The sequence below is a fragment of the Acetobacter tropicalis genome, from assembly GCF_001580915.1.
Classification (GTDB): domain Bacteria; phylum Pseudomonadota; class Alphaproteobacteria; order Acetobacterales; family Acetobacteraceae; genus Acetobacter; species Acetobacter tropicalis.
Genome location: NZ_LHZQ01000214.1, coordinates 61,159 through 82,321, shown reverse-complemented (window position 1 = coordinate 82,321; position 21,163 = coordinate 61,159). Strand labels below are relative to the sequence as shown.

Annotated in this window: 21 protein-coding genes, 2 tRNA genes and 1 pseudogene; 9 read left to right on the top strand and 15 right to left on the bottom strand. The window is 55.8% G+C overall.

The features are described 5' to 3' along the window. Positions 1–232, top strand: a pseudogene (locus AD944_RS17100) (oxidoreductase); the annotation flags it as partial. Between the two features lie 192 nt (positions 233–424). On the opposite strand, the gene AD944_RS11515 reads toward AD944_RS17100, so the two are convergent. Together AD944_RS11515 and argC are read right to left on the bottom strand one after the other, a co-directional pair. Then, positions 425–1,156, bottom strand: a complete 732-nt coding sequence (locus AD944_RS11515; RefSeq protein WP_045542068.1) for an SDR family NAD(P)-dependent oxidoreductase — start codon at positions 1,154–1,156, stop codon at positions 425–427. 42 nt (positions 1,157–1,198) lie between these two features. Further along, on the bottom strand, positions 1,199–2,110 hold the full coding sequence (gene argC, locus AD944_RS11510) for an N-acetyl-gamma-glutamyl-phosphate reductase (protein ID WP_045542067.1): 912 nt from the start codon (positions 2,108–2,110) through the stop codon (positions 1,199–1,201). A 383-nt stretch (positions 2,111–2,493) separates the two neighbouring features. Between argC and mazG the strand changes: the two genes are divergently transcribed. After that, positions 2,494–3,351 carry a nucleoside triphosphate pyrophosphohydrolase gene (gene mazG, locus AD944_RS11505; RefSeq protein WP_045542089.1) on the top strand — a complete coding sequence of 286 codons (858 nt, stop codon included), beginning with the start codon at positions 2,494–2,496 and terminating at the stop codon, positions 3,349–3,351. 226 nt (positions 3,352–3,577) lie between these two features. Here the strand turns inward: mazG and AD944_RS11500 are convergent, their stop codons facing one another. The 6 genes from AD944_RS11500 to AD944_RS17485 form a co-directional block, all read right to left on the bottom strand. Further along, positions 3,578–4,831, bottom strand: coding sequence for a hypothetical protein (locus AD944_RS11500; RefSeq protein WP_045542066.1), 1,254 nt, complete (start codon positions 4,829–4,831; stop codon positions 3,578–3,580). A 169-nt stretch (positions 4,832–5,000) separates the two neighbouring features. Then, positions 5,001–6,236, bottom strand: a complete 1,236-nt coding sequence (locus AD944_RS11495; protein WP_045542065.1) for an MFS transporter — start codon at positions 6,234–6,236, stop codon at positions 5,001–5,003. Between the two features lie 28 nt (positions 6,237–6,264). Next, positions 6,265–6,663, bottom strand: coding sequence for a GlcG/HbpS family heme-binding protein (locus AD944_RS11490; protein ID WP_035377029.1), 399 nt, complete (start codon positions 6,661–6,663; stop codon positions 6,265–6,267). 90 nt (positions 6,664–6,753) lie between these two features. Then, a complete protein-coding gene (locus AD944_RS11485) occupies positions 6,754–7,488 on the bottom strand; it encodes an IclR family transcriptional regulator (RefSeq protein WP_035377027.1) in 735 nt (244 codons plus the stop codon). A 110-nt stretch (positions 7,489–7,598) separates the two neighbouring features. Further along, entirely contained in the window at positions 7,599–9,476 is a 1,878-nt protein-coding gene (gene htpG, locus AD944_RS11480) for a molecular chaperone HtpG (protein ID WP_045542064.1), read from the bottom strand. A gap of 169 nt (positions 9,477–9,645) precedes the next feature. Next, positions 9,646–10,020 (bottom strand): putative hemolysin, encoded by a 375-nt coding sequence (locus AD944_RS17485; protein ID WP_045542063.1) that lies wholly within the window; start codon positions 10,018–10,020, stop codon positions 9,646–9,648. A gap of 207 nt (positions 10,021–10,227) precedes the next feature. On the opposite strand from AD944_RS17485, the gene AD944_RS11470 reads away from it, so the two are divergent. After that, positions 10,228–11,073, top strand: coding sequence for a glycosyltransferase family 2 protein (locus AD944_RS11470; protein WP_145912812.1), 846 nt, complete (start codon positions 10,228–10,230; stop codon positions 11,071–11,073). A gap of 13 nt (positions 11,074–11,086) precedes the next feature. Here the strand turns inward: AD944_RS11470 and AD944_RS11465 are convergent, their stop codons facing one another. Then, complete coding sequence (locus tag AD944_RS11465) at positions 11,087–12,010, bottom strand: N-formylglutamate amidohydrolase (protein ID WP_045542062.1); 924 nt, start codon at positions 12,008–12,010, stop codon at positions 11,087–11,089. Positions 12,011–12,075: 65 nt separating this feature from the next. On the opposite strand from AD944_RS11465, the gene AD944_RS11460 reads away from it, so the two are divergent. Then, positions 12,076–12,150 (top strand) — tRNA-Val (locus AD944_RS11460). A 548-nt stretch (positions 12,151–12,698) separates the two neighbouring features. On the opposite strand, the gene AD944_RS11455 is transcribed toward AD944_RS11460, so the two are convergent. The 5 genes from AD944_RS11455 to ruvX all read right to left on the bottom strand — a co-directional run bounded on the left by AD944_RS11455 (position 12,699) and on the right by ruvX (position 15,809). Then, a complete protein-coding gene (locus AD944_RS11455; protein WP_035382084.1) occupies positions 12,699–13,169 on the bottom strand; it encodes a hypothetical protein in 471 nt (156 codons plus the stop codon). A 201-nt stretch (positions 13,170–13,370) separates the two neighbouring features. Further along, on the bottom strand, positions 13,371–13,967 hold the full coding sequence (locus tag AD944_RS11450) for an acetate uptake transporter (protein ID WP_045542061.1): 597 nt from the start codon (positions 13,965–13,967) through the stop codon (positions 13,371–13,373). A 241-nt stretch (positions 13,968–14,208) separates the two neighbouring features. Continuing rightward, complete coding sequence (locus tag AD944_RS11445; protein WP_045542060.1) at positions 14,209–14,400, bottom strand: hypothetical protein; 192 nt, start codon at positions 14,398–14,400, stop codon at positions 14,209–14,211. A 411-nt stretch (positions 14,401–14,811) separates the two neighbouring features. Next, the gene (locus tag AD944_RS11440; RefSeq protein ID WP_052427137.1) at positions 14,812–15,228 is read right to left on the bottom strand and encodes a hypothetical protein; all 417 of its coding nucleotides are present in this window, start codon (positions 15,226–15,228) and stop codon (positions 14,812–14,814) included. A 104-nt stretch (positions 15,229–15,332) separates the two neighbouring features. Beyond that, positions 15,333–15,809: a Holliday junction resolvase RuvX gene (gene ruvX / locus AD944_RS11435; protein WP_045542059.1), complete on the bottom strand. Its 477-nt coding sequence runs from the start codon at positions 15,807–15,809 to the stop codon at positions 15,333–15,335. Between the two features lie 78 nt (positions 15,810–15,887). On the opposite strand from ruvX, the gene gatC reads away from it, so the two are divergent. From gatC to AD944_RS11410, 5 genes are all read left to right on the top strand, one after another. Then, positions 15,888–16,175: an Asp-tRNA(Asn)/Glu-tRNA(Gln) amidotransferase subunit GatC gene (gene gatC / locus AD944_RS11430; RefSeq protein ID WP_006559089.1), complete on the top strand. Its 288-nt coding sequence runs from the start codon at positions 15,888–15,890 to the stop codon at positions 16,173–16,175. 1 nt (position 16,176) lies between these two features. Next, positions 16,177–17,664: an Asp-tRNA(Asn)/Glu-tRNA(Gln) amidotransferase subunit GatA gene (gatA, locus tag AD944_RS11425; RefSeq protein WP_045542058.1), complete on the top strand. Its 1,488-nt coding sequence runs from the start codon at positions 16,177–16,179 to the stop codon at positions 17,662–17,664. Further along, positions 17,661–19,115 (top strand): Asp-tRNA(Asn)/Glu-tRNA(Gln) amidotransferase subunit GatB, encoded by a 1,455-nt coding sequence (gene gatB / locus AD944_RS11420; RefSeq protein WP_006559087.1) that lies wholly within the window; start codon positions 17,661–17,663, stop codon positions 19,113–19,115. Before gatA ends, gatB begins: the two co-directional genes overlap by 4 nt. 115 nt (positions 19,116–19,230) lie before the next feature. Beyond that, a tRNA-Ser gene (locus tag AD944_RS11415) sits at positions 19,231–19,322 on the top strand. Positions 19,323–19,531: 209 nt separating this feature from the next. Then, entirely contained in the window at positions 19,532–20,218 is a 687-nt protein-coding gene (locus AD944_RS11410) for an MT-A70 family methyltransferase (protein ID WP_082741190.1), read from the top strand. On the opposite strand, the gene AD944_RS11405 is transcribed toward AD944_RS11410, so the two are convergent. After that, complete coding sequence (locus AD944_RS11405) at positions 20,215–21,036, bottom strand: BglII/BstYI family type II restriction endonuclease (RefSeq protein ID WP_045542057.1); 822 nt, start codon at positions 21,034–21,036, stop codon at positions 20,215–20,217. The genes AD944_RS11410 and AD944_RS11405 overlap by 4 nt on opposite strands. Positions 21,037–21,163: the final 127 nt, after the last annotated feature.

Genomic DNA, 21,163 nt, shown 5'->3' with positions numbered 1-21,163 from the left:
TCCCGCAACGGTTGCACCTTTCATTCTGCGCGGTGTCACGCTGGTGGGGATTGAAAGCGTTAACTGTCCCAGTGCGGAACGGCGAGAGGCCTGGCAGGCGCTGGCTGAGTTGGTTGATCAGGCTCTGCTGGAAGAAATGACCACTGAAATTGCCTTCTCCGATGTCGTGCCCACCGCAGAGCGGTTGCTGGCTGGCAAGGTAAGGGGCCGGGTTGTGGTGAAAATTCCCTGAGCAGCGGAGGTGCTGCTGAGATTATGCAAAAGAGAGCCCTGCACTCTCTTTCGAAAGGCAGGGCGTTCAGAGGGTGAAAACCAGCCGGTTTGTCTGCAACCCCATTCAGGCTGACCTGACATCTCTGGTGGTTTTTCCCTTATGCTTTGTGCCGGCCAGATTAGGGAAGGCAGGCACACATTGGGCGGAGGTTCAGGCTTCCAGACCACCGTCCACAGGCAGGGCGGCACCGGTGATGTAACCGGCCTTCGGGCTGGCCAGGAAAGACACCATGTTAGAGATATCTGAAACCGTGCCGTAAGCGCCCGTGGCCACAAAACTACTGATCACCTTTGCGCCCTCACCCGTAGCCGGGTTGAGGTCTGTATCAATGGGGCCGGGTTCCACCACGTTTACGGTAATGCCTTTTGGGCCCAGATCACGCGCAACTCCCTGCGTAAAGCCACGCAGGGCCGCCTTAGTGGCTGCATAGAGTGAAATACCGGGGAAGGGTGCGCGTGCGCCAAAAGCGGACCCGATAAAGATCAGGCGGCCACCTTTTTTCATGTGCTTCACAGCTTCGGCCGTTTCCACCATAACGCCGCGCACGTTCAGGTTCAGCACCTGTTCAATCTGCTCCACACTCATTTCATCAATGGGGCCGTATGGGTAGATGCCCGCATTGCACACCAGTGTGTCCAGCCGCCCAAATTCTTTGACTGTTTCAGCAATAACGGCCTTGTTGCCAGCAACCGAGCTACCATCTGCCTTGACTGCCAGCGCCTTGCGGCCAAGGGCGCGTACCTTATCGGCGGTTTCTTCCGCAGCCTGAGCGTTGCGGGCGTAAGACAGCACAATATCAAAACCGTCTTTTGCAAGCTGTTCTACAATGGCCGCGCCAATACCGCGGCTACCACCTGTTACAATAGCGACAGGGTTTGTCATGTCAGTCTCCTTAAATGTCTGAAAATGCTAGGAAGGATCTTTTTAAAGCCCCAGCATCAGGGCAATGTTCTGCAGGGCCGCGCCAGAGGCCCCTTTGCCCAGATTATCCAGCCGGGCCGTCAACACGGCCTGCCTGTTGTGGGTGCTGGCATGCACGCGCAGTTCCATTTTGTCACTTCCGGCCAGCGCTTCGGCTGAAAGGGTTGCGTCATGCGGCAGCACGTGCACGTTCGCCTGCCCCGCATAACGGGTTGCAAGGGCCGTGTGCAGGTCTTCGCCAGTCACACCTCCGTTAAGATCATCCAAATGCAGCGGGATGGATACAATCATGCCGCGCGGAAAGTGGCCAACGGAGGGAACAAAAACCGGCCGCCGTTCCAGCCCGGCGTGCAGGTGAATTTCGGGCACATGTTTGTGCTCAAGGCCCAGCCCGTACAATTCAAAAGCCGGACCACCATCGCGTTTATGCGCTTCAATCATGGTGCGGCCACCCCCCGAATAACCACTGACGGCATTGATGCACACAGGGTAGCGGGCATCCAGAATACCGGCGTCAATCAGGGGGCGAAGCAGCGCAATGGCACCCGTTGGGTAGCAGCCGGGGTTGGAAACCCGTGGTGCGCCCGTAATGGCAGCAGCCTGCGCGGCGGAAAGTTCGGGAAAGCCATATATCCAGCCCGGTGCCGTGCGGAAAGCCGTGCTGGCGTCCAGAATGCGGGGGGCGTTCTCTCCCAGTGTATCCGCCATTTCCACGGCCTCGCGGGAGGCCGCGTCTGGCAGGCACAGCACAACCACATCTGCCGCGGCCATGGCCTCCTTGCGGACCGCGGGGTCTTTGCGGTGGGCATGGTCAATGGAGTGTAGCGTAACAGGCAGGGCAGACAGGCGCTCCCGAATGCCAAGGCCTGTGGTGCCAGCTTCGCCATCAATAAAAACAACGGGGTGCTGTGTCATACCTTTTCTCCTTTGCAGAGTGGGGGCTGTGCCGGTTTGGGCCGTCCTGCTGTTTACGGACTGTTGCGTGTGTGTCCTCCCGCATATACGGGGGAATGCCCTGCGGGTGAAAGGGGGCAGTTCCAAAAACACTGCCCTGCACATCTACCCTGCAAAGACTGGTTCAGGACACGGGCCTGTGGGGCTGGAAAGAGTTGGGACGCTTCCCTGTTCTTGGACTACACGGGTTGCGGCGTTGAAACATTCAGGAGCGAAGGCAGATACATATGGTTTCACAGCATCATAAAAGCTCCGCCGCAGGTTCCGGTGGCGTAAGCTCTTCAAACACGCCTGATGCAGCCGGTAACAGCGCGGCGCGAGAAATTACCCGCCTTGCCGCCCTGATGGCCCGTTTGCGTGACCCCCACGAAGGCTGCCCATGGGATCAGCAACAGACGCATGAAACCATAGCTCCGTATGCCATTGAAGAAGCCTATGAAGTGCTAGACGCCATTACCCGTAAGGATTGGCAGGCTTTCCCCGATGAATTGGGAGATCTGCTGTTGCAGGTGGTTTATCAGGCTCAACTGGCGCAGGAGGCGGGGCAGTTTGATCTGGCGACTGTTGCGCGGATGGTGACGGAAAAAATGATTCGCAGGCATCCGCATGTCACGTTTGGCCCGGATGTGCTGGGTGATGACGTAGCAGAGAAGAGCGTGGTTGAAGGGCAGGGTGATACTCACGGACAAACGGCTCTGTCAGGTAAAGAGACAGAGACTGGCGAGGCATCCATCGCCGCTTTGCCCGGCCAGTGGGAAAAGTTGAAAGAGCAGGAGCGCCGAACCTCCGCTGCGCAGGGGAAGCGGCTTGGAGCGTTGGCGGGTGTGCCGCCGCAACTGCCTGCCTTGATCCGTGCCTCTAAAATTGCCTCCCGTGCGGCTCGCGTGGGGTTTGACTGGCCCGAGGTCGAGGGTGTGGTGGCCAAGGTTCATGAGGAAATGGACGAGTTTTCTGTAGAACTGGCGGCTGGAGACAAGGCCCGCATGCAGGACGAACTGGGAGACGTTCTGTTCTCTCTGGCAAGTCTGGCCCGCCGATTGGATATGGACCCGGAAGCATGTCTGAGGCAGGCGTGTGATAAATTTACGCGCCGGTTTGAGGGTGTAGAGGCCCGTCTGGCGGAAGATGGTCTGTCCATGCAGGATCAGACTGTGGAAACGCTTGATGCGATCTGGAATGAAGTCAAACGAACAGAGGCATAACCCGCAAGGCACCAGATTTTCCATTGGGAGAGTGGAAGAACAGCGAGCAACGCCGTGTTGATATGCGACACGGCAGACCTGTGGTCGTGTGGAAAAGGCGGAGATGCAGCAGGAACGGACTGCTTGCGGCTGCACAGACAGATACCCGGACTGAAGAGAATGGGCCCAAGTCATTACTGCAGAAGTAGTAAAAATTCCCAGCCTGAGCCAGCATTTTTAAACTGTTTTACCGCGTCAGGGTGACCTGTGAGCCAGGGCGGACAGGCAAGGTTATCTGGGTGCCGGGTGGGGCTTTATCAAACTGATGCGCAAGTTCATAAAAATTGCGGTTGGGTTCGGGCTCAAAGCGCCAGTCCTGCGGAATGCCAAAACCGACCATCAGCGCGAGGAAAACCAGAGCCGTGCCTTTTGCCCAGCTCCATCGCGCGCCCAGAGCCTGAATGACAACCACGCTGACCCAGAAGACCAATGGAATAAAAAGGTAACGCATGCTCATATTGGGCGCACGCATAGCGATCCAGACCGGGGTGCCCGGTGTGGCCACGGGGTGGGAGAGGCTGGCAAGGAGCATGAGTGCGGTAAACAGGCCCGCATAACGCAGCACAGGCCAACGGCGTAAAGCATCAATGCACAGCCACGCGCCAACCAGAAACAGAAGCCACGGCAGCAACGCAATTTTCCAGGAACCCAGCGCATACCAGTAGGGCAACTGCAGGCAGCCTGCCAAAGAACCCATCATGATTTGGCCAGCCATAAGCCGTACGAAGTTTGTGGGGGTTGCACCAAGAAGCGGGGGCATGCCCCGTTGAGTCAGATAAATACTGGCGGCCTGAAGTGTGGCACCGGCTGCCAGAAGGGCGAGCCTGACCATGCTGGCTCTGGAAGGAAGCTGCCATGTGCGCAAGGCCGCAATGGGAACCAGCAGAATACTGAAAGGGCCGCTTACGGCGCTGAGTGCCAGAAGCAAGGTGTCAAATGTCCAGGCTCCCCGTGTGCGTGGCGGTGATGACAGCACAATCAGAAACGATAGCAGGGCCAGATGCCATTGGCTGTTGGTCAGATTGCCATGGACTTCCCATGTATTGGGGAGCGCACACCACATCAGTGCCAAAAAGCAGCGGAGAGGGAGGGAGGGGCAAAGGGCCGCACAGCGTTGCGAAATGAGAAACGCAGGAGGCAGCACTTCAAAAACAAAGGCAGCCCCAGCAAACAGCGTTGGTCCCCATGTAAGGGGCAACAGGGCCGACAACAGGGCGACAAGCCGGTCATCGGTCTGAAAATAACCCGTATGGGGTAGCCATAGGCTGGAAAGCCCCAGTGAGCGCGCTTCAGGCCACCAGAACCAGCCATCTTCCCCCCAGAACTGGGCATCCAGCAGTATTTCAGGCCACCGCACAAATGTGATCAGCAGACAAAGCAGGGTCGCCACAAGCATCATGGTGCGGTTTGTGACGATTATACTGTCTTGGGGGCGGCCCATTGCTTGTATCCTGATGGATGGAAGAGAAACAGATGACGCCGTTCTTAGGTGACAGATCTGAACTGTGCCAAATGTTTTTACAGGCAGCTATTCAGCTCTTATCAGAGGAAGCGTGAAAGAGGACTTTGCTCCCTATTGGCAGGAAAATGACAAGCAAGGGTTGTTGTCTTCAGGAAAGAGAGCTCCGCGTTTCTGTCTGCCCACTCTTTTTCAGAAGAACCACGGCCAGAAGATAGACCAGCAGCCCGCCGACAGAGAGGAGGGCTCCCCCTATGCCGAGTGCTCCATACCCGTAATGGTTGGCCAGAAGCACACTGCCCAGTGATGCCCCCAGTGCATTGGCGATATTGAACGCCGAGTGGTTGAGGGAGGCGGCAAGGGTCTGGGCGTCTCCTGCAAAATCCATCAGGCGTGTCTGCAACGCTGGCCCCAGACCGTTAACAAAGGTTGGCACCAGAAACACATCCAGCATCAGGCCTGCCGTGCTGTGCAAAACAACGGGAAACACCAGCATGGCCAACGCGCTGCCAGAAAGGGCCAGAATGGCGGCTATATCCAGATTGCGGTCAACCAGCCATGCCCCTGCATTGGCTCCCGTCAGCATGCCAAGCCCCCACACAATCATGAACAGCATGATTTCCCATTCCGGCACCAGCGTGACGTTCTGCAACACGCTGGTCAGATAGGTGTAGATGGCGAACATACCGCCAAACCCTACGGCCGCAGTCAGCAAGGTTAGCAGAACCTGCGTATTGCCAATGGCGCTGACTTCCCGCAGAGGCGAATTGGAGCGGTTGGGGCGATCTGCCGGAATATAGCGCCATACGCCCAGAAAGGTCATGAATCCAAACAGCCCAATAATCAGATAGGCAATACGCCAGCCAAAATGATCCGCCGCGAAGGTGGAAAAAGGTGCACCCACAAGGGTTGAAATGGCAATGCCTGAGAGCACGCGCCCAACCGCCCACCCCCGGCGTTTCCGTTCCACCATGGAGGCCGCAACCAAAGCCGAAATACCAAACAACGCCCCGTGTGGCAGACCCGTGATAAACCGCGCGATCTCCACCAATCCGGGTGAGGGCATGGCAATGCTGAGGAAATTGCCAAAGCAGAATAGGAGCAGCAGGCTGAGCAGCAGTTCCCGACGGGATAGGCGCGCCCCCAGAATGGTGATGAGTGGCGCACCAATCACAACACCCAGCGCATAGGCGGTAATGGCGTGGCCTGCATCTGCATCTGAAAGACCGAGGGAGGCTGCAAATTCCGGCAGCATGCCCATAATGGCAAATTCGCCAGTGCCGACAACAAAGGTGCCGAAGGTGAGGGTCAGCAGGGCAGCGGTTCTGCCCCGCGGGGGGATGACCAGGGGAACGCCGCCTTCAGGCAGCACGGTTTCTGTTGTCATAAACGGGTCTCAGGCTAAAAAAGGCGTGTCAGGAGGTCAGGCAGAGGGCGGCCTTGCGCGCTATGGCGATGTCATCTTCCGTGCTGGCGCCAGAGACACCAATAGCACCCATAACGGTTCCGTCTGTGGTTTTCAAAACCAGTCCACCGCCAAAGCTGGTCAGGCCACCATTGGTGTTTTCCAGCGAGTAGGCATGGCCATCCGGGTGGGCAATCTTGGCAAAATCCGCACTGTCCATCTGAAACAGAACGGCGGTGCGGGCTTTCTTGTTGCAGACATCAATAGAGCCAAGCGGAGTGCCTTCCATACGGGCAAAGGCTACGGGCCAGGCGGCTGCATCTACAATGGAGACACAAACCTGAACGCCCATCCGCTGAGCCTCTGCAAGTGCGGTCTCCAGCATGGCCGTGGCGGAGGAAAGTTTCATGGAACTAGATCTTCATTCTCTCAGAAAAAGGCGGAGGTTAGCTATGATAGTGAGAGAGGGAAGACGCAAGACCAGTAAATCTTTCTTTATTCAACATTGCTGAACGGTCTTCTTCTCTACCTCCTGCATCATCATCCATGCCAGACGGATCAATCGGGAGGGAGGCAGGTGCTCAGCCGCACCAGTCAGGCAGATACTGGCTTTTACTTCCCCTTTGTCCCGCCACGGGATGGCCACGCCATGCATGCCGTGGCGATAGGTTTCAAGATCCAGAGCGTATCCTTTGGCGCGTACGTCCTCAATCCGGGCATGAATGGTGTCATCCATTTGAAGGAAGTGGTGGTACAGAACACGTTTGCCCAAGCCGGGCACAAAGGCCAGAAAAACAAGCCCAACTGCGGAGCCTTCCAGTTTTTCCCGTTGTCTCATACCAGAAGGAGCGGGGTGGGGTTGGCCGGGCGCTGGCAGAATATCAAGATAGGTGGCTTCATCTCCGCTGGGCACGGCAAGCCAGACCGTGGCCTTGCTCTTGCGGGCAATGGAGTCCAGAGCGGGGCGCAGGCGGCAGCGCAGGATGTTGTCGTCCCCGGCAATGCGCGCCAGATTTAAAATCCGACCGCCAAGATGGTAGCGCATATCACCGGGCCGCCGTTGCACATAGCCGAGGTGCGTAAGGGTTTGCAGGATGTTATGCGCAGTAGTTTTTCCTATTCCTGCAATGGCGGCAATCTGTTGCAGGCGTGCGCCCCCGCCTTCCTGTGCAATAATTTCCAGAATGGCAGCGGAACGCTCAATGGACTGGATGAGCTTTGGCGGCGCGCCCATTGCAGCAGGTCTCCTGGCAGGGAAGGGGGTATCTGTTCTCCTTACACCATAAAAAAAGCGCCCGGGCATTACCCGGACGCTTCTTGAACGTGAGAAAAACGGTCTGAAGATCAGGCGGGTTCAGCGTCCTTTGCGGGAGCGGAGCCTGCCAGATAATCCATCAGCCTGCGGGAGAACGCATTGACATCCTTGGGGGGTTCTCCGCTCTGAATACTGGCGACGTCCAACAGGATGTGGGCCAGATCCGTTATGGGTTCACCCGCTTTCACCTTCTCCGCCAGATTATGAACAACCGGGTGGGCCGGGTTCAGTTCCAGCACCGGTGTTACTGCCGGAAGAGATTGTCCGCTCCGCTGCATCAGCTTTTGCAGTTGCAGGTCCGGGCCGCCTTCCGGCGCAGTCAGTACCATGGCGCTGTTGACCAGCCGATCTGTGGCGCGCACGTCTGATACCGCATCGCCCAGTGCTGTTTTCAGTGCAGGCAAAAGGGTGTCCATATCGGCTTTTTCGGCGCTTGTTTCTTCAGGTGCGCCAAATTTTTCCAGATCATTCTGGCCCTGCGCCACGTTACGCAGTGCTTTGCCTTCATAGCTGGACAAACGGTCCGGCCAGAAGGAATCAACCGGGTCAGACAGCAGCAGAACTTCCACGCCACGCGCCTTGAAACCTTCAATCTGCGGAGAAGCTGCCAATGTTTCCGCGTTATCGCCAGTCAGGTAATAAATGGCGTCCTGTTCCGGCTTCATGCGGCTGATATAGTCATCAAGAGAGGTAAGCCCCTCCACCGCGCTGGAGCGGAACCGGCTGATGCCTGCCACTTCTGTACGGTGTGCGGCATCATCCCACATGCCTTCCTTCAGCACAGGGCCAAAGTTTTCCCAGAAGGTGGCGTAGGCTTCAGCATCCTTGGCGCGGGTTTTCAGTTCACCCATCACCTTGCTGGTCACAGCCTTGCGAATGCGCGCCAGAACAGGGGTGGCCTGTAGCATTTCACGCGAGACATTCAGGGGCAGGTCTTCCGTATCCACCACACCCTGCACAAAGCGCAGCCATGGGGGCAGGATATCGGCTTCATCTGTAATGAACATCCGGCGCACATGCAGCTTTACGCGGCTCTCGCGCGTCTGCTCGGCAAATTCAAAGGGACGGCTGCCGGGAATAAACAGCAGGGCTGAAAATTCAAGCGTGCCTTCCGCTCGCCAGTGCAGCGTGTCCCACGGTGTATCAAAATTGTGGGTGATATGGCGGTAGAACTCGTTCAGTTGTTCTTCCGTTACTTCATTTTTGGGCTTGCGCCACAGGGCTGTGCCCTCATTGGCGGCTTCTTCCTTGCCGTCGCGAACAATGGAAACCGGCCATGCAATATGGTCAGACCATTTGCGGATAATGGCCTGCAAGCGCCAGCTATCCAGAAACTCGTCCGCATCGGTCTTGATGTGCAGGGTAATGTCGGTGCCCGCTTTTTCGCGCGTGGCAGGTTCAAGCGTGTAGGACCCCTTGCCATCTGATGTCCAGCGCCAGGCTTCATCAGATCCCGCCCGGCGGGAGACCACATCGACCTTGTCCGCCACCATGAACGCGGCGTAGAAGCCCACGCCAAACTGGCCAATCAGGTTGGGCCGATCTTCCGGTTTTGCGTCCTGAAGCTGTTTGCCAAACGCGCGGGTGCCAGAGCGCGCAATGGTGCCAAGGTTAGAAACAAGCTCTTCCCGGGTCATGCCAGTGCCATCATCGCTGATGGTCAGAAGGCGGGCGTCCTTATCCGGGTTGATACGGATCTTGGCGTCTTCCGGCAGGGCGCGTGCGCCGTCGGTCAGGGCTTCAAAACGCCGGCGGTCCGTGGCGTCAGCCGCGTTGGCCACCAGTTCACGCAGGAAGATTTCCCGCTCGGAATACAGGGAATGAACAACCAGATCGAGAAGCCGCCCGACTTCGGCGCTGAATTCCCGTGTTTCGCTGCCTGTTGCAGCCTTGGCTGTATCTGTCATCAGTCGTGGTCCTCGCAAATTTGCGTCGTCTGTTGCGTCACAAGCACGGCACCCTTCACCCGCAGGCCAAAGACTGCCGCCTTCTGCATATGCTCAGGCGCTGTTTGCATAGCGCTCTAGGGAGATGTGATGAAAGGAAAACGTTTTCAATAGGTTCCGAGCCCGAAGGTTACGAATTTTTCAGAGACTCGGCACTGCATTTTCCTGTGCGGAAGAAGGACCATTCCTCACACATGCGGCCATCGGGCATGTGGCAGATGCCATAAGCCCCTTTTGTTCCCTGTCGGATTTCAAGCGTGCCACCGGCCTTCTGGCAATGGACGGAGGCAGGGTTGGCCATGCCAATTACCGGCGTGCGGGATTTGACCTCGGGGCTGACAGCCTGTGCTGCCTGTGGGGGCGCTGAGGCATTGGTCTGCTCAGTCGGGGTTGCCGTGGCGGGTGAGGGTGTCTGGCAGGCAGCCAAAGCGGAAAGGCATAGCCCCAGTGCGGCCCCGGTGCGAAGGCGGGAGAGGAACGAACCGGAAAACAAAGGGTGTCTCATAGAAGAACAATTCCTGAAATGGATGACTTTACCCTTCCTCTGTCGCACGCGTCAGCCGCCTACGGAAGACGCTGGTGATGAAAGGTGGCGCCGGAAACAAAACCGAGAGAGAATGACAGAACGGTCTGAAAGGAGTTTCGTTCAGTGTGGCGTGCAGTCAAGTCAGTCCTTCAGGGCCTGGGTCAGCGGTTTTCCGGGAGAGGGCAGTTGTCCCGTTCTGCCAAGGCAGGGGAGACGCATCAGGAAGGCCGGAAGAGTTTGGCAGTCTTCACCATGGTCTATAATGAGCATCAGATGCTGCCGGTATGGGCGCGCCATTATGTCAGGCAGGCGGGGGCGGGGAATGTGTATGTGCTGGATCATGGCAGCGATCATCTTCCTGACCTGCCGGGGTGCCAGATCATCACACTGCCAAGAGATGAGCTGGATGAAATAGATCGTGCTGCTCAGGTGGCTGCATTTCAGAAGACCCTTCTTGAGCGCTACAAATTTGTTCTTTTTACAGACTGTGATGAACTGCTGGTGGCGCGTCCGTCTCACTATCTGTCCTTGCAGGATTATGTGGCGCACACCCCTCATAAAACCATTCGGTGCGTGGGGGTGGATGTCATGCAGCAGGAAGCCGGTTTGCCCCCTGTGCAGTGGAAGGCACCAATTCTGGCGCAGCGTCCTTATGGGGCCGTGCGGTCATGGTCTTGCAAAACGTTGCTGTCGTCCGTGCCGTTGGCGTGGAATCCGGGGTTCCATACCTGTCAGCAGCCGAGCGTGCTGGATACGGATTTATGGATGTTTCATCTGAAATACGCAGATCAGACCCATATGCTGGAGCGTCTGGCATTGACCCGGCAGTTGAAATGGAGCGCACGGGCCCTTCAAACAGGGCATGGTGGCTCACATCGGGTTTCCAATCGCAGCATGATCCGTTTCTTGGAAGGGTTTCAGGGCAAACGGCAGGAGACCGATCTGGATAGTCTGGATCTACGCGCACTTGTTGAAACCGGAACGGAAAGTGCGCTGCATCGTATTCCGTTAGTTTTCCTCAAATCTGTTTAAAATAAAGAAGGGTTTATGTCATCGTTCGGCGGGAATGGCTTTGCAGAAGCTGTGCCGTAAGGGTGGTCAATGTGTGTTGAAGGGGTTCAAAGCCCTGGTTTTTCGTGCGTGTTGCCTCGTCCATATACAGACCGCGCCGGATTTCTATTTGCAAGGCATGCAGCCCTTCACGCGGGCGTCCATAATGGCGGGTGATGTACCCTCCTGCATACGGGTTGTTGCGTGTGGTTTTGTAGCCAAGGTTTGTAAGCGTATCTTCCGCCGTAGTCACAAAGCGGCTATCGCAGCTTGTACCGTGGCCGTCCCCCAACACAAAATCGGGTGATCCTGCTTCAGGCGCATCCGGCATGGAGTGTAGGTCCAGTAATAGGCAAATGCCATGCCGGGCGTGGGTCAGGCGCAGAGTTTCCGCCAGAGTGGCGTGATAAGGCATCCAGTAGTCACGGATGCGTAAAGCCGCTTCCATGAACGGGATGCGGGTGTGATAGATTGGGCGGTTATCGGCCACAATACGCGGAATGGAACCCAACCCGGAAAGTCCCCGATGTGTGGCTTTGACAAAGCTGGGCACGGGTCCGTCAAACATGCGCGGATCAAGATCCCACGCGGCCCGGTTTACATCACAAAACGCACGAGGGAAGGTGGCGGATAACAGGACCGGCCCCAACGCGTGGGCGCCTGCCGCCAGTTCTTCCACATAACTGTCCTCCCCACTGCGCAGACGATGGAGCGGCTGACGGCTATTTTGCACAAAGGCTTCCGGGTAAAAACAGCCGGAATGGGGCGAGGCCAGCACCAGCGGCGTTTCCACAGCGCCCGAAACCAGCACAGGCGGCGGCGCGGCAACCCGGTCCGTTTCTGGATGAGACGTGCCCTCACCGCCAGGAAAAACGCGATTCAGGCCACGTCGGATAAGCGTGTGGGCAATATTTTTCATTCGGGTATCATTGTGGGCTTGCGCTTTGAACGCAAGAAGGATAGAACGCGCCCACGGTTAAGGATGGGCGCATAGCTCAGCGGTAGAGCACTACCTTGACATGGTAGGGGTCACAGGTTCAATCCCTGTTGCGCCCACCATCTTTGACCGGCAGAAAACAGCCAGTTCTGGTGTTTTCTTTTTCCATTCTCGTTGTTGGCTTCATGGTATCTGGTACCATGAAATGGACCCAAGAGGCTACGGAATCCGTGCCAAATCCGTGCCGTTGTGGCAGTCTTATCATGCCTAGAGTCCCTCCTTATACGGGGCCACGTATCTTCTCTGCACAACGGGCAGCGCTACTCATTGCTGCTCATCCGCTCCCTTTGACAGTTGGTTTCTAAACTTTCTGCCGAGTTTTTACGTGCGATCCGTAGCGTAACGTTACACGTCGATGCACAACTATTCGCGGAATTATGCACAAACTGGTTAGAAGCCGGTTACAGTTTTTCTTGTTCAGGGATGAACGGTGATCCGATTTATCACCAGTCGATAATGCTTTCTCGATACGCCACTGTCCTCTGCTTTGCGTAAGCTGTTTTTGTCTTGGTATTGCGCCAGATCTGCTGCCAGCTCAGTGCCGCTTTGTGTTCCCAAGAGGGCAGAGGTTTCTTCGGGGCCCAAAAGCTTTATGGAGGAAGAAAGGGCCTCAGTCTTCCAGTTGCTCTTTCTTCTTTTCGCCTTCAGCCTGAACGCTCAGTTTGAGATAGATGCCCAGAGAGAAAACCATAAGCGTGGCCACAATCAGCAGGGAAGCGGGGTAAATAACCGTGGCGGGACCATCGCCTCGTGTCTCGAAAATCCCTACCAGTCCTTCTACAAACACCGCGATAATAATGCTGGTAATAAATTTGGTAAGGCTGACGCGGGCTTCAGCCAGAGTATGCTTGCCGCGTGAAAGAATGACTTCCTCTTCCATAAAATATTTGGCTACGTCAAATACAGCCAAAGCAATCACCACATAACTGATGGCATGTACCACGGCGGTCTGGGCTGTCTGCCAGGAATGACTGAAGAGCTGCTTTATAAGGTCGGAAATGCCAAAGCCCACCAGAAGGACTGCCAGAACCATAAGCAGAACACTGGCGGCACCAAACGTTATTCGGGCAAGAGCATGCATGCCGGGCCTTTTTCCTTTCTCACGCAAAATCATGATTGGCTAAGACAAGGAAAAACGTTTGGTTTGCCGAAGGGGTTCCACCCGTATTGGGCGGAGCCGGTATGCGCTGAAGGGAAAAGGGGCGGGGGCGTTCCTGTAAAAACGCATTGCTCCGGTAGGAGCAATGCGTCGTTGTAAGCAGCCTGAGTGCAGACTGATGCTTCAGGCCATCGCAACACGCAGGCGGGGGCCTGCATGGCCTACGGGAAGAACGGCGTAGTGGAACTGGGCTTCCAGAACTTCTGCTGCCGCCAGATACATGGCTGACAAACCGCAGAAAATACCTTCATAACCGGCAATTACGGTCAGGTTGGGTTGGGCAAGCAGATCCCCCAGCCCCAGCAGAACAAACAGGACCACAAGCGATGCAAAAATGGTCTGGTGTGCTCGGGTGGCGCGCAGTGTGCCGAGGAACATGATAAAGGTAAAAAGCCCCCATACCAGCAGGTAGCTACCCATCAGGTTGGGGTCAGTCGCAGCAACAATGTTGAGCTTGGGCAGGGCGATCAGCGCCACAAGGGACAGCCAGAAAGCGCCATAGGCCGTAAAGGCGGTTAAACCAAAGGTGTTTCCTTTGAGGAATTCTAAAATGCCCGCAATAATCTGGGCAAAGCCGCCAAACATCAGGCCCATGCCCAGAATGGCGGCGCCCATGGGCACCAGTCCTGCGTTGTGCAGATTCAGCAGGACGGTGGTCATGCCAAAACCCATCAGCCCAAGGGGGGCGGGGTTCGCAAGGAGTGTGTCAGATTGTGCCATTGTCAGAACTTCTGTTCTTGTTGTTATGACACGATCATACTGGATACTGTAGAAAGACTCCGCATGAAATCGTCAGGCGGCGGCGTAACTTTTATTTTATAGAACGCCTGCTCTATTTGGTCGTTATCGCTCTCTGTGTCTTTTTTTCAGAAGAGAAACAGGAGAGAGCCGGAGCGGGTGTTTGTATAAAAACCGTCTGAGGCTGCTCAGTGTCTCAGCCGCCAAAAGGCCGCTATGGGGCTCAGTTCTGGCTATATGCAGGTGTCAGCCGTTCCAGGGAGGACGCGCTTTTGGCACGGGCTGGTCGGGGTGCAGGCAGATCGGTCGGCTGTTCCCAGATATACAGAAGTGTCTGCCGCCATGTTTCCCGAACGGCTTCGCGCCATTTTTCATTGGGGGCAGGGGTGAGGGACTGCTCGTTAAAACGGGGCATTGTGCTTTCCTGTGCGCTTACGTGCGAGGGCCTTTTAGCCTCTCTTTTCCTCCAACGGTGTGACGTTTCCATGAAACTCTCTTGTCTTTTCGGATATGAACTGAAAAAGAACTTCCGTCATATTCGTGCCATGGAGATATGAAATTATTGGAAAACAAAAGAAAAAGGAGTGGCTGATGACAGCATTTCAAGACTATTGGATAACTCTGAAAAACGTCTTTTCCCGAAGTTTTTCTGTCTTGTGGCGAAAACTGATCAAAAGACGAGGGAGAAGAAAAGCATGGTTGTGATCTTTAATCCTCTTCCCGCAGGTCCATAAAAAACCCCCACATTCCGTTTGGAAGTGGGGGTTTTCTCTGTTCGGGAGGAAAGAGCGTGCTGCTCTTCCCTCAAACAATGGGATCGTTTGTTTTATTTGCTGTTGCCAGAAAATGTATTGCTGATGTCCTGTCCAGCTTCCTTGCCCCAGTTGCCAATTTTCTTGCCGGTCCGTTTGCTCCAGTTCTTTGTGGAGTCAGCAGCCTCTTCCGTGCCGTTCTTTGTTTTGTTCCAGGCGTGATTGGTCCCTTCCTTCGTCTTGTCCCAGGCTTCGGAAGTGCCGTTTTTGGTTTTGTTCCAAGCCTTTTCGGACCCCTCTTTGGTGCGGTCCCATGTTTTGGCGGTACCCTGCTTGGTTTTGTCCCACGCATTGGTGGTGGTGGAGCGGGTATCGTTCCAGGCGCGGTTGATCGGTCCCTGTTCTTCAGCGTGCGCACCGGGCAGGGAAAGAGTAAACGCCGCGGTGGCAAGCAGGGTCGTTGCGAACGTACGGATCGTCATAAGCGCCATAAAAAATCTCCAAATGCTGTTCGTTCAATCGTATGAAGATGGAAGCTGTTTATGGCAAATATGAGAACAGGCTGTGCCGACCCTGTGTCACAGGGCGGAAGCCGTCAAAAAAGAGCAGGCCGGGGCATGCTGTCCAGCGCGGCTTGCAGGATATAGGCGGCTGCTAGCTGGTCCACCACACCTTCCCGTTTTTTGCGTGACAGGTCTGCTTCCTGAATCAGCATCCGGTTTACGGCGGAAGAAGAAAGGCGTTCATCCCACAGACAGACGGGCAGACCGGTCTGATCAGAAAGTGCCATGGCCCAGTCCTTTGCCGCCTGTGCGGCTGGCCCGAACGAGCCATCAAGGGAGAGAGGAATGCCGATCACCATTCCGCCAATGCCGTGCCGGTCGGCCAGCGCGCGGATGTGGGTCGCCATGGCGCTCAGTTTACCGCGTTTTACGGTTTCCAGCGGGGTGGCCACCATGCGCGAGACATCGGAAAGGGCGAGGCCGACCTGCTTGCGGCCGGGATCTATGCCCAGCAGACGGTCATTGCGGGCCAGAGCGGCGGTCAGGTCGGTCAGATTAAGGAGTGCCATGTCTGCACGGTATGTTGCCTTGCGCCCGATTATGCTAGGGCTTTTTTCCCCTAAACAGTCTGAAGAGAGTCTGCTTTCATGTCGCTTGACCTCGCGACCACCCGACGTATTGCGAAACTGGCCCGCATCGGCCTTGAAGATGCTGAGCTTGAATCCGTCCGCCAGAAGCTGGATGGCATTCTGGGCTGGGTTGATCAACTGTCCGAGGTGGATGTTGAGGGCGTGCCCCCCATGGTGGGCACGGAGATGGAAGCCCTGCGCCAACGTGAAGATGTGGTGACGGACGGAAACTGCCGTGAGGCCGTTCTGTCCTGCGCGCCGGAAACATCTGGCCCCTTCTACACTGTACCCAAGGTTGTTGAATAAGATGCTGACCGGACTGACCCTGACCGAAGCGCGTGCAGGCCTTGCCGCCCGCAAATTTTCTGCGCGAGACCTCGCCACGGCGCACATGCAGGCCATTGCGCGCCTGAACCCCAAACTGAACGCCTATATTACCGTTCTGCCGGAAAAAGATGTTCTGGCAGCGGCTGATGCCGCAGATGCCCGTTATGCTGATGGCACAGCCCGCCCCATGGAAGGGCTGCCCATTGGTGTGAAGGATCTGTTCTGCACCAAAGGGGTTAAAACAACCGCTGCCAGCAAGATGCTGGCCGATTTTGTGCCGCCTTATGAAAGCAGCGTGACGCAGCGCCTGCTGGATGCCGGATCTGTTTTTGTAGGCAAGACCAACCTGGACGAATTTGCCATGGGGTCAGCCAACATCACATCCGCGTTCGGATCTGTTCTCAATCCGTGGCAGCGGAAAGGGGATGAGGCAACTGCGCTGGTGCCGGGCGGGTCTTCCGGTGGCTCTGCTGCTGCGGTCGCGGCTGGTCTGGCTCTGGCGGCTACGGGCACGGATACGGGGGGCTCAATTCGTCAGCCTGCCGCTTTCTGCGGTATTGTGGGGCTTAAGCCTACCTATGGCCGGTGCAGCCGCTGGGGCACCATTGCGTTTGCAAGCTCCCTTGACCAGGCTGGCCCCATGACGCGCAGCGTGGCAGATGCCGGGCTGATGCTGGAAGCCATGGCTGGTTTTGATGAAAAAGACAGCACCAGTTCCAACCGCCCGGTTCCCGCTTTTGCTCAGGCTGTTGGTAAGAGTGTGAAAGGCCTGCGGGTCGGGATTCCGGCAGAATATCGTGCGCCTGGTCTGCCTGCTGAAATTGCCGCCATGTGGGAGCAGGGAATTGCCTGGCTGCGAGATGCCGGGTGCGAGATTGTGGATGTTTCCCTGCCGCACACCAAATACGGGCTTGCCACGTACTACATCATTGCACCTGCTGAATGTTCATCCAACCTGGCCCGGTATGATGGCATTCGCTTTGGTGCCCGCAAGGATGCCCCCACTCTGGATGGCATTTATGAGCGGACCCGCGCCGAAGGGTTTGGAGAAGAAGTGCGCAACCGTATCCTGATGGGCACCTATGTGCTGTCCGCGGGCTATTATGATGCGTATTACCTCAAGGCCCAGAAAGTGCGCACTCTGATCAAGCGTGACTTTGTGCAGGCTTTTGAACAGGTGGATGTGCTGCTGACCCCAACCGCGCCCAGTGCTGCGTTTGCGCAGGGTGAAAACATGGATGATCCGGTGCAGATGTATCTGAACGACATCTTTACCGTGCCTGCCAGCATGGCCGGTGTGCCTGCGCTGTCCGTGCCTGTGGGGCTGGACGCAAAAGGGCTGCCGTTGGGGCTGCAAATTATTGGTCGGCATTTTGATGAGGAAACCGTGCTGTCTGTTGGCGGCGCGCTTGAGGATGCTGCGGGCTTTGCCCACACGCCCACCCTGCATGCGGAGGCAGGTGCATGAGCTACGTTATTGAAGGTAAAACCGGAAACTGGGAGATTGTGGTCGGGCTGGAAGTGCATGCCCAGATCATCAGCCAGTCCAAGCTGTTTTCCGGTGCGTCCACCAAATTTGGCGGAGAGCCCAACACGCAGGTCAGTCTGGTCGATGCGGCTTTTCCGGGCATGTTGCCGGTTATCAACAGGGAATGTGTGGCGCAGGCTGTCCGGACGGGTCTGGGCTTGAATGCCCGCATCAATCTGGAAAGCCGGTTTGACCGCAAGAACTACTTCTATGCGGATTTGCCGCAGGGCTACCAGATCAGCCAGTTTGCCCACCCCATTGTTGGGGAAGGCACGATTGAAATTGAACTGGCAGGGGGTGAAACCCGCCAGATCGGCATCACCCGGCTGCATATGGAGCAGGACGCGGGCAAGCTGCTGCATGATCAGGACCCCACCCGTTCCTTTGTGGACCTGAACCGCGCCGGTGTGGCGTTGATGGAAATTGTCAGCGAACCCGATATCCGTGCGCCAGAAGAAGCCGGGGCCTACCTGCGCAAGCTGCGCCAGATTCTGCGTTATCTGGGCACATGTGACGGCAACATGGAAGAAGGCTCCATGCGGGCGGACGTGAACGTGTCTGTTCGGAAAGCGGGTGAGCCGTTCCGTACGCGCTGCGAGATCAAGAACGTCAACTCCATCCGCTTTGTCATGCAGGCCATTGAAGTGGAAGCTGCGCGTCAGGTGGAAATCTGGGAAAATGGCGGCGAGGTCGATCAGGAAACCCGCCTGTTTGATCCCGGCCGTGGGGAAACCCGCACCATGCGCTCCAAGGAAGACGCGCATGATTACCGTTATTTCCCGGACCCTGACCTGCTGCCGCTGGTGATTGAACAGGCGTGGGTGGATGGCCTTAAAGCGGCCCTGCCGGAGCTGCCGGACGCCAAGCGTGCCCGTTTCCAGAAAGACTACGGCATTCCGTTTTATGATGCCGGGGTGCTGGTGGCGGAACAGTCTGTGGCGGATTTCTTTGAAACCGTTGCCAAAGGGCGTGATGGCAAGCTGGCGGTGACATGGGTGACGGGAGATCTGTTTGCCGCACTGAATCGCACCGGGCGCACCATTGAAAACAGTCCTGTCAGCGCGGAAGCGCTTGGCAAGATGCTGGACCTGATTTCCGATGGCACCATCAACGGCAAGATTGCCAAGGATGTGTTTGAAGACATGGTGGAAACGGGGGAAAGCCCGGACGCCATTGTTGAGAAAAAAGGCCTCAAGCAGGTAACGGATACCGGCGTGATTGACGCCGCTGTGGATGCCATCATGGCCAAACATGCGGACAAAGTGGAAGAATTCCGCTCTGGCAAGGATAAGCTGTTCGGCTTCTTTGTGGGGCAGGTCATGAAAGAAACCAAAGGCAAAGCCAACCCGGCTCTGGTGAACGAGGCTCTGAAAGCCAAACTGAACGGGTAAGTTAAGAGGGGATGTAAAAAATCCCCTCAAATAAGCGTTCAGGGGGTTTGACGGAAAGCGAAGAACCCCCTAAAAGCACCAATGCAAACGTCGTGTATCTTTACACTCTTCTTGCGGAGGGGTGGCCGAGTGGCTGAAGGCGACGGTTTGCTAAACCGTTATACGCTTAACAGCGTATCGTGGGTTCGAATCCCATCCCCTCCGCCAATTCATTGATTTTCCTGACTATTTTAGCCCTTGAATGCCTTGGTTTGCATCGAGGTCCGGAAAAAACGGTCTAAGATTTTCAGAAAAAAGTGCATCGAGAGTGCATCGGAAAAATTGCCGGAAGATCATATCCTCGCTATCACAGTGGAAACATACGGCTCCCTGTCGTATGAAGGGTTTTAACGCGAACAGAATGTGAACAGCGCCTCATGCCAAAAATTGCCAGCCCGCAGGACGCTGTCGAAGATTTCCTGAAATCCGTAGGGAAAAACCGGCCTGCGACGGTGCTGGCCGATCCTCCGTGGCAGTTCACAAACCGCACAGGCAAGGTTGCTCCTGAGCATCATAGATTGAGTCGTTATCCCACGATGACGCTGGACGATATCTGCGCTCTGCCAGTGGCTGACATTGTTGCTCCCACAGCTCACCTGTATCTATGGGTACCAAATGCGTTGCTTCCGGATGGTCTGCGGGTAATGCAGGAGTGGGGATTCACCTACAAATCCAACATCATCTGGCATAAAATCCGCAAGGATGGCGGGTCTGACGGTCGCGGAGTTGGTTTCTATTTCCGGAATGTGACGGAAATTCTGCTGTTTGGCGTCAGAGGCAAGAATGCTCGAACCCTTCAGCCGGGACGTACTCAGGTCAATTATATTGCTACCCGGAAACGTGAGCACAGCCGGAAGCCGGATGAACAGTATGAACTGATAGAGTCATGTTCCCCCGGTCCCTATCTGGAGATGTTCGCTCGTGGTCCTCGGAAAGGATGGAATGTCTGGGGAAATCAGGCAGACGAGTATGAACCGTCATGGGAAACTTATAAGCACAACAGCCACAGCGAACGCGGTGTCAAGGCGTTGGTCAGGGACGCCTTGACCGGGACCGGTGATTAATCGTCGTTCTCAGTTTCGTCTTCATTTTCGATATCAGAGACTGAGATAGCCTTGCCTTCTCGACGAATAGGATTGGCTTCCTTCCATTGCTCGAAATCCTTGATCAAAGATGGACGGAAGCCAATAGCCAGGATCGGACAACCGCCACCACGACCAGCTTCAATGCGGTAGCGAAGTTTCCCCATCCATGTTGTGGAGGCTCCGTACTTGCCCGCACTCATCTCTTTAACAGATCGCTGTCGCAGTTCGTTGAAAGCCGGGACGAGTTCGGCACTTCTTGTTAACAGGATGCCAGCAGATATAATATTGCATTCATAGAAACTACGAAGGGCATAAAGATCGCGGTCAAATGTCTGATCCTTGGAATTCCATTCCATATCGAATGCGATTCTATTCTTAACGAAGTCAATCTTATGGCCGTCAACGAATGAATCTATTTTATATTGTTCGACTTTCTTCGGAGCTTTCCCACCCCTTTTGGTGGGATCAGTATATGTAATACGATTGATCAGCAGGTCTGCTGTGACGCGCGTTTCACGCCATCCCAAGGGGTGAAAGAGGTCTTCAACACCTTTGGCGATTTTTGACTTGTTGCCACCGCCAACAATGATGTCTTCAGGAGAAATCCGAAACTGCATCAAGGTATTGGTGAGTTCATTGAAATCATCACTACAGGTTGTCGCCAGAATCTGAGCGGCGTTACGGTAACTATAGACCTCATAAAGGTCAAGGAAGCCATCAGGAAACAGGGAGCGGTCTTCTTTATCAAGGGAATTGATCGTGATGACCTTGGGTAGGTCATCTATATTTTCAGTCATCGAATCGGCCTGTTTCCATCAGTACGCAACATTTGGCGACTGTAACCGGAAGGGCACGAGGCTCCAACCTACCATAGTGGTCCACAGAAATTCCTGTTACTATTGACGAGCCACAGGAATTGGAAAT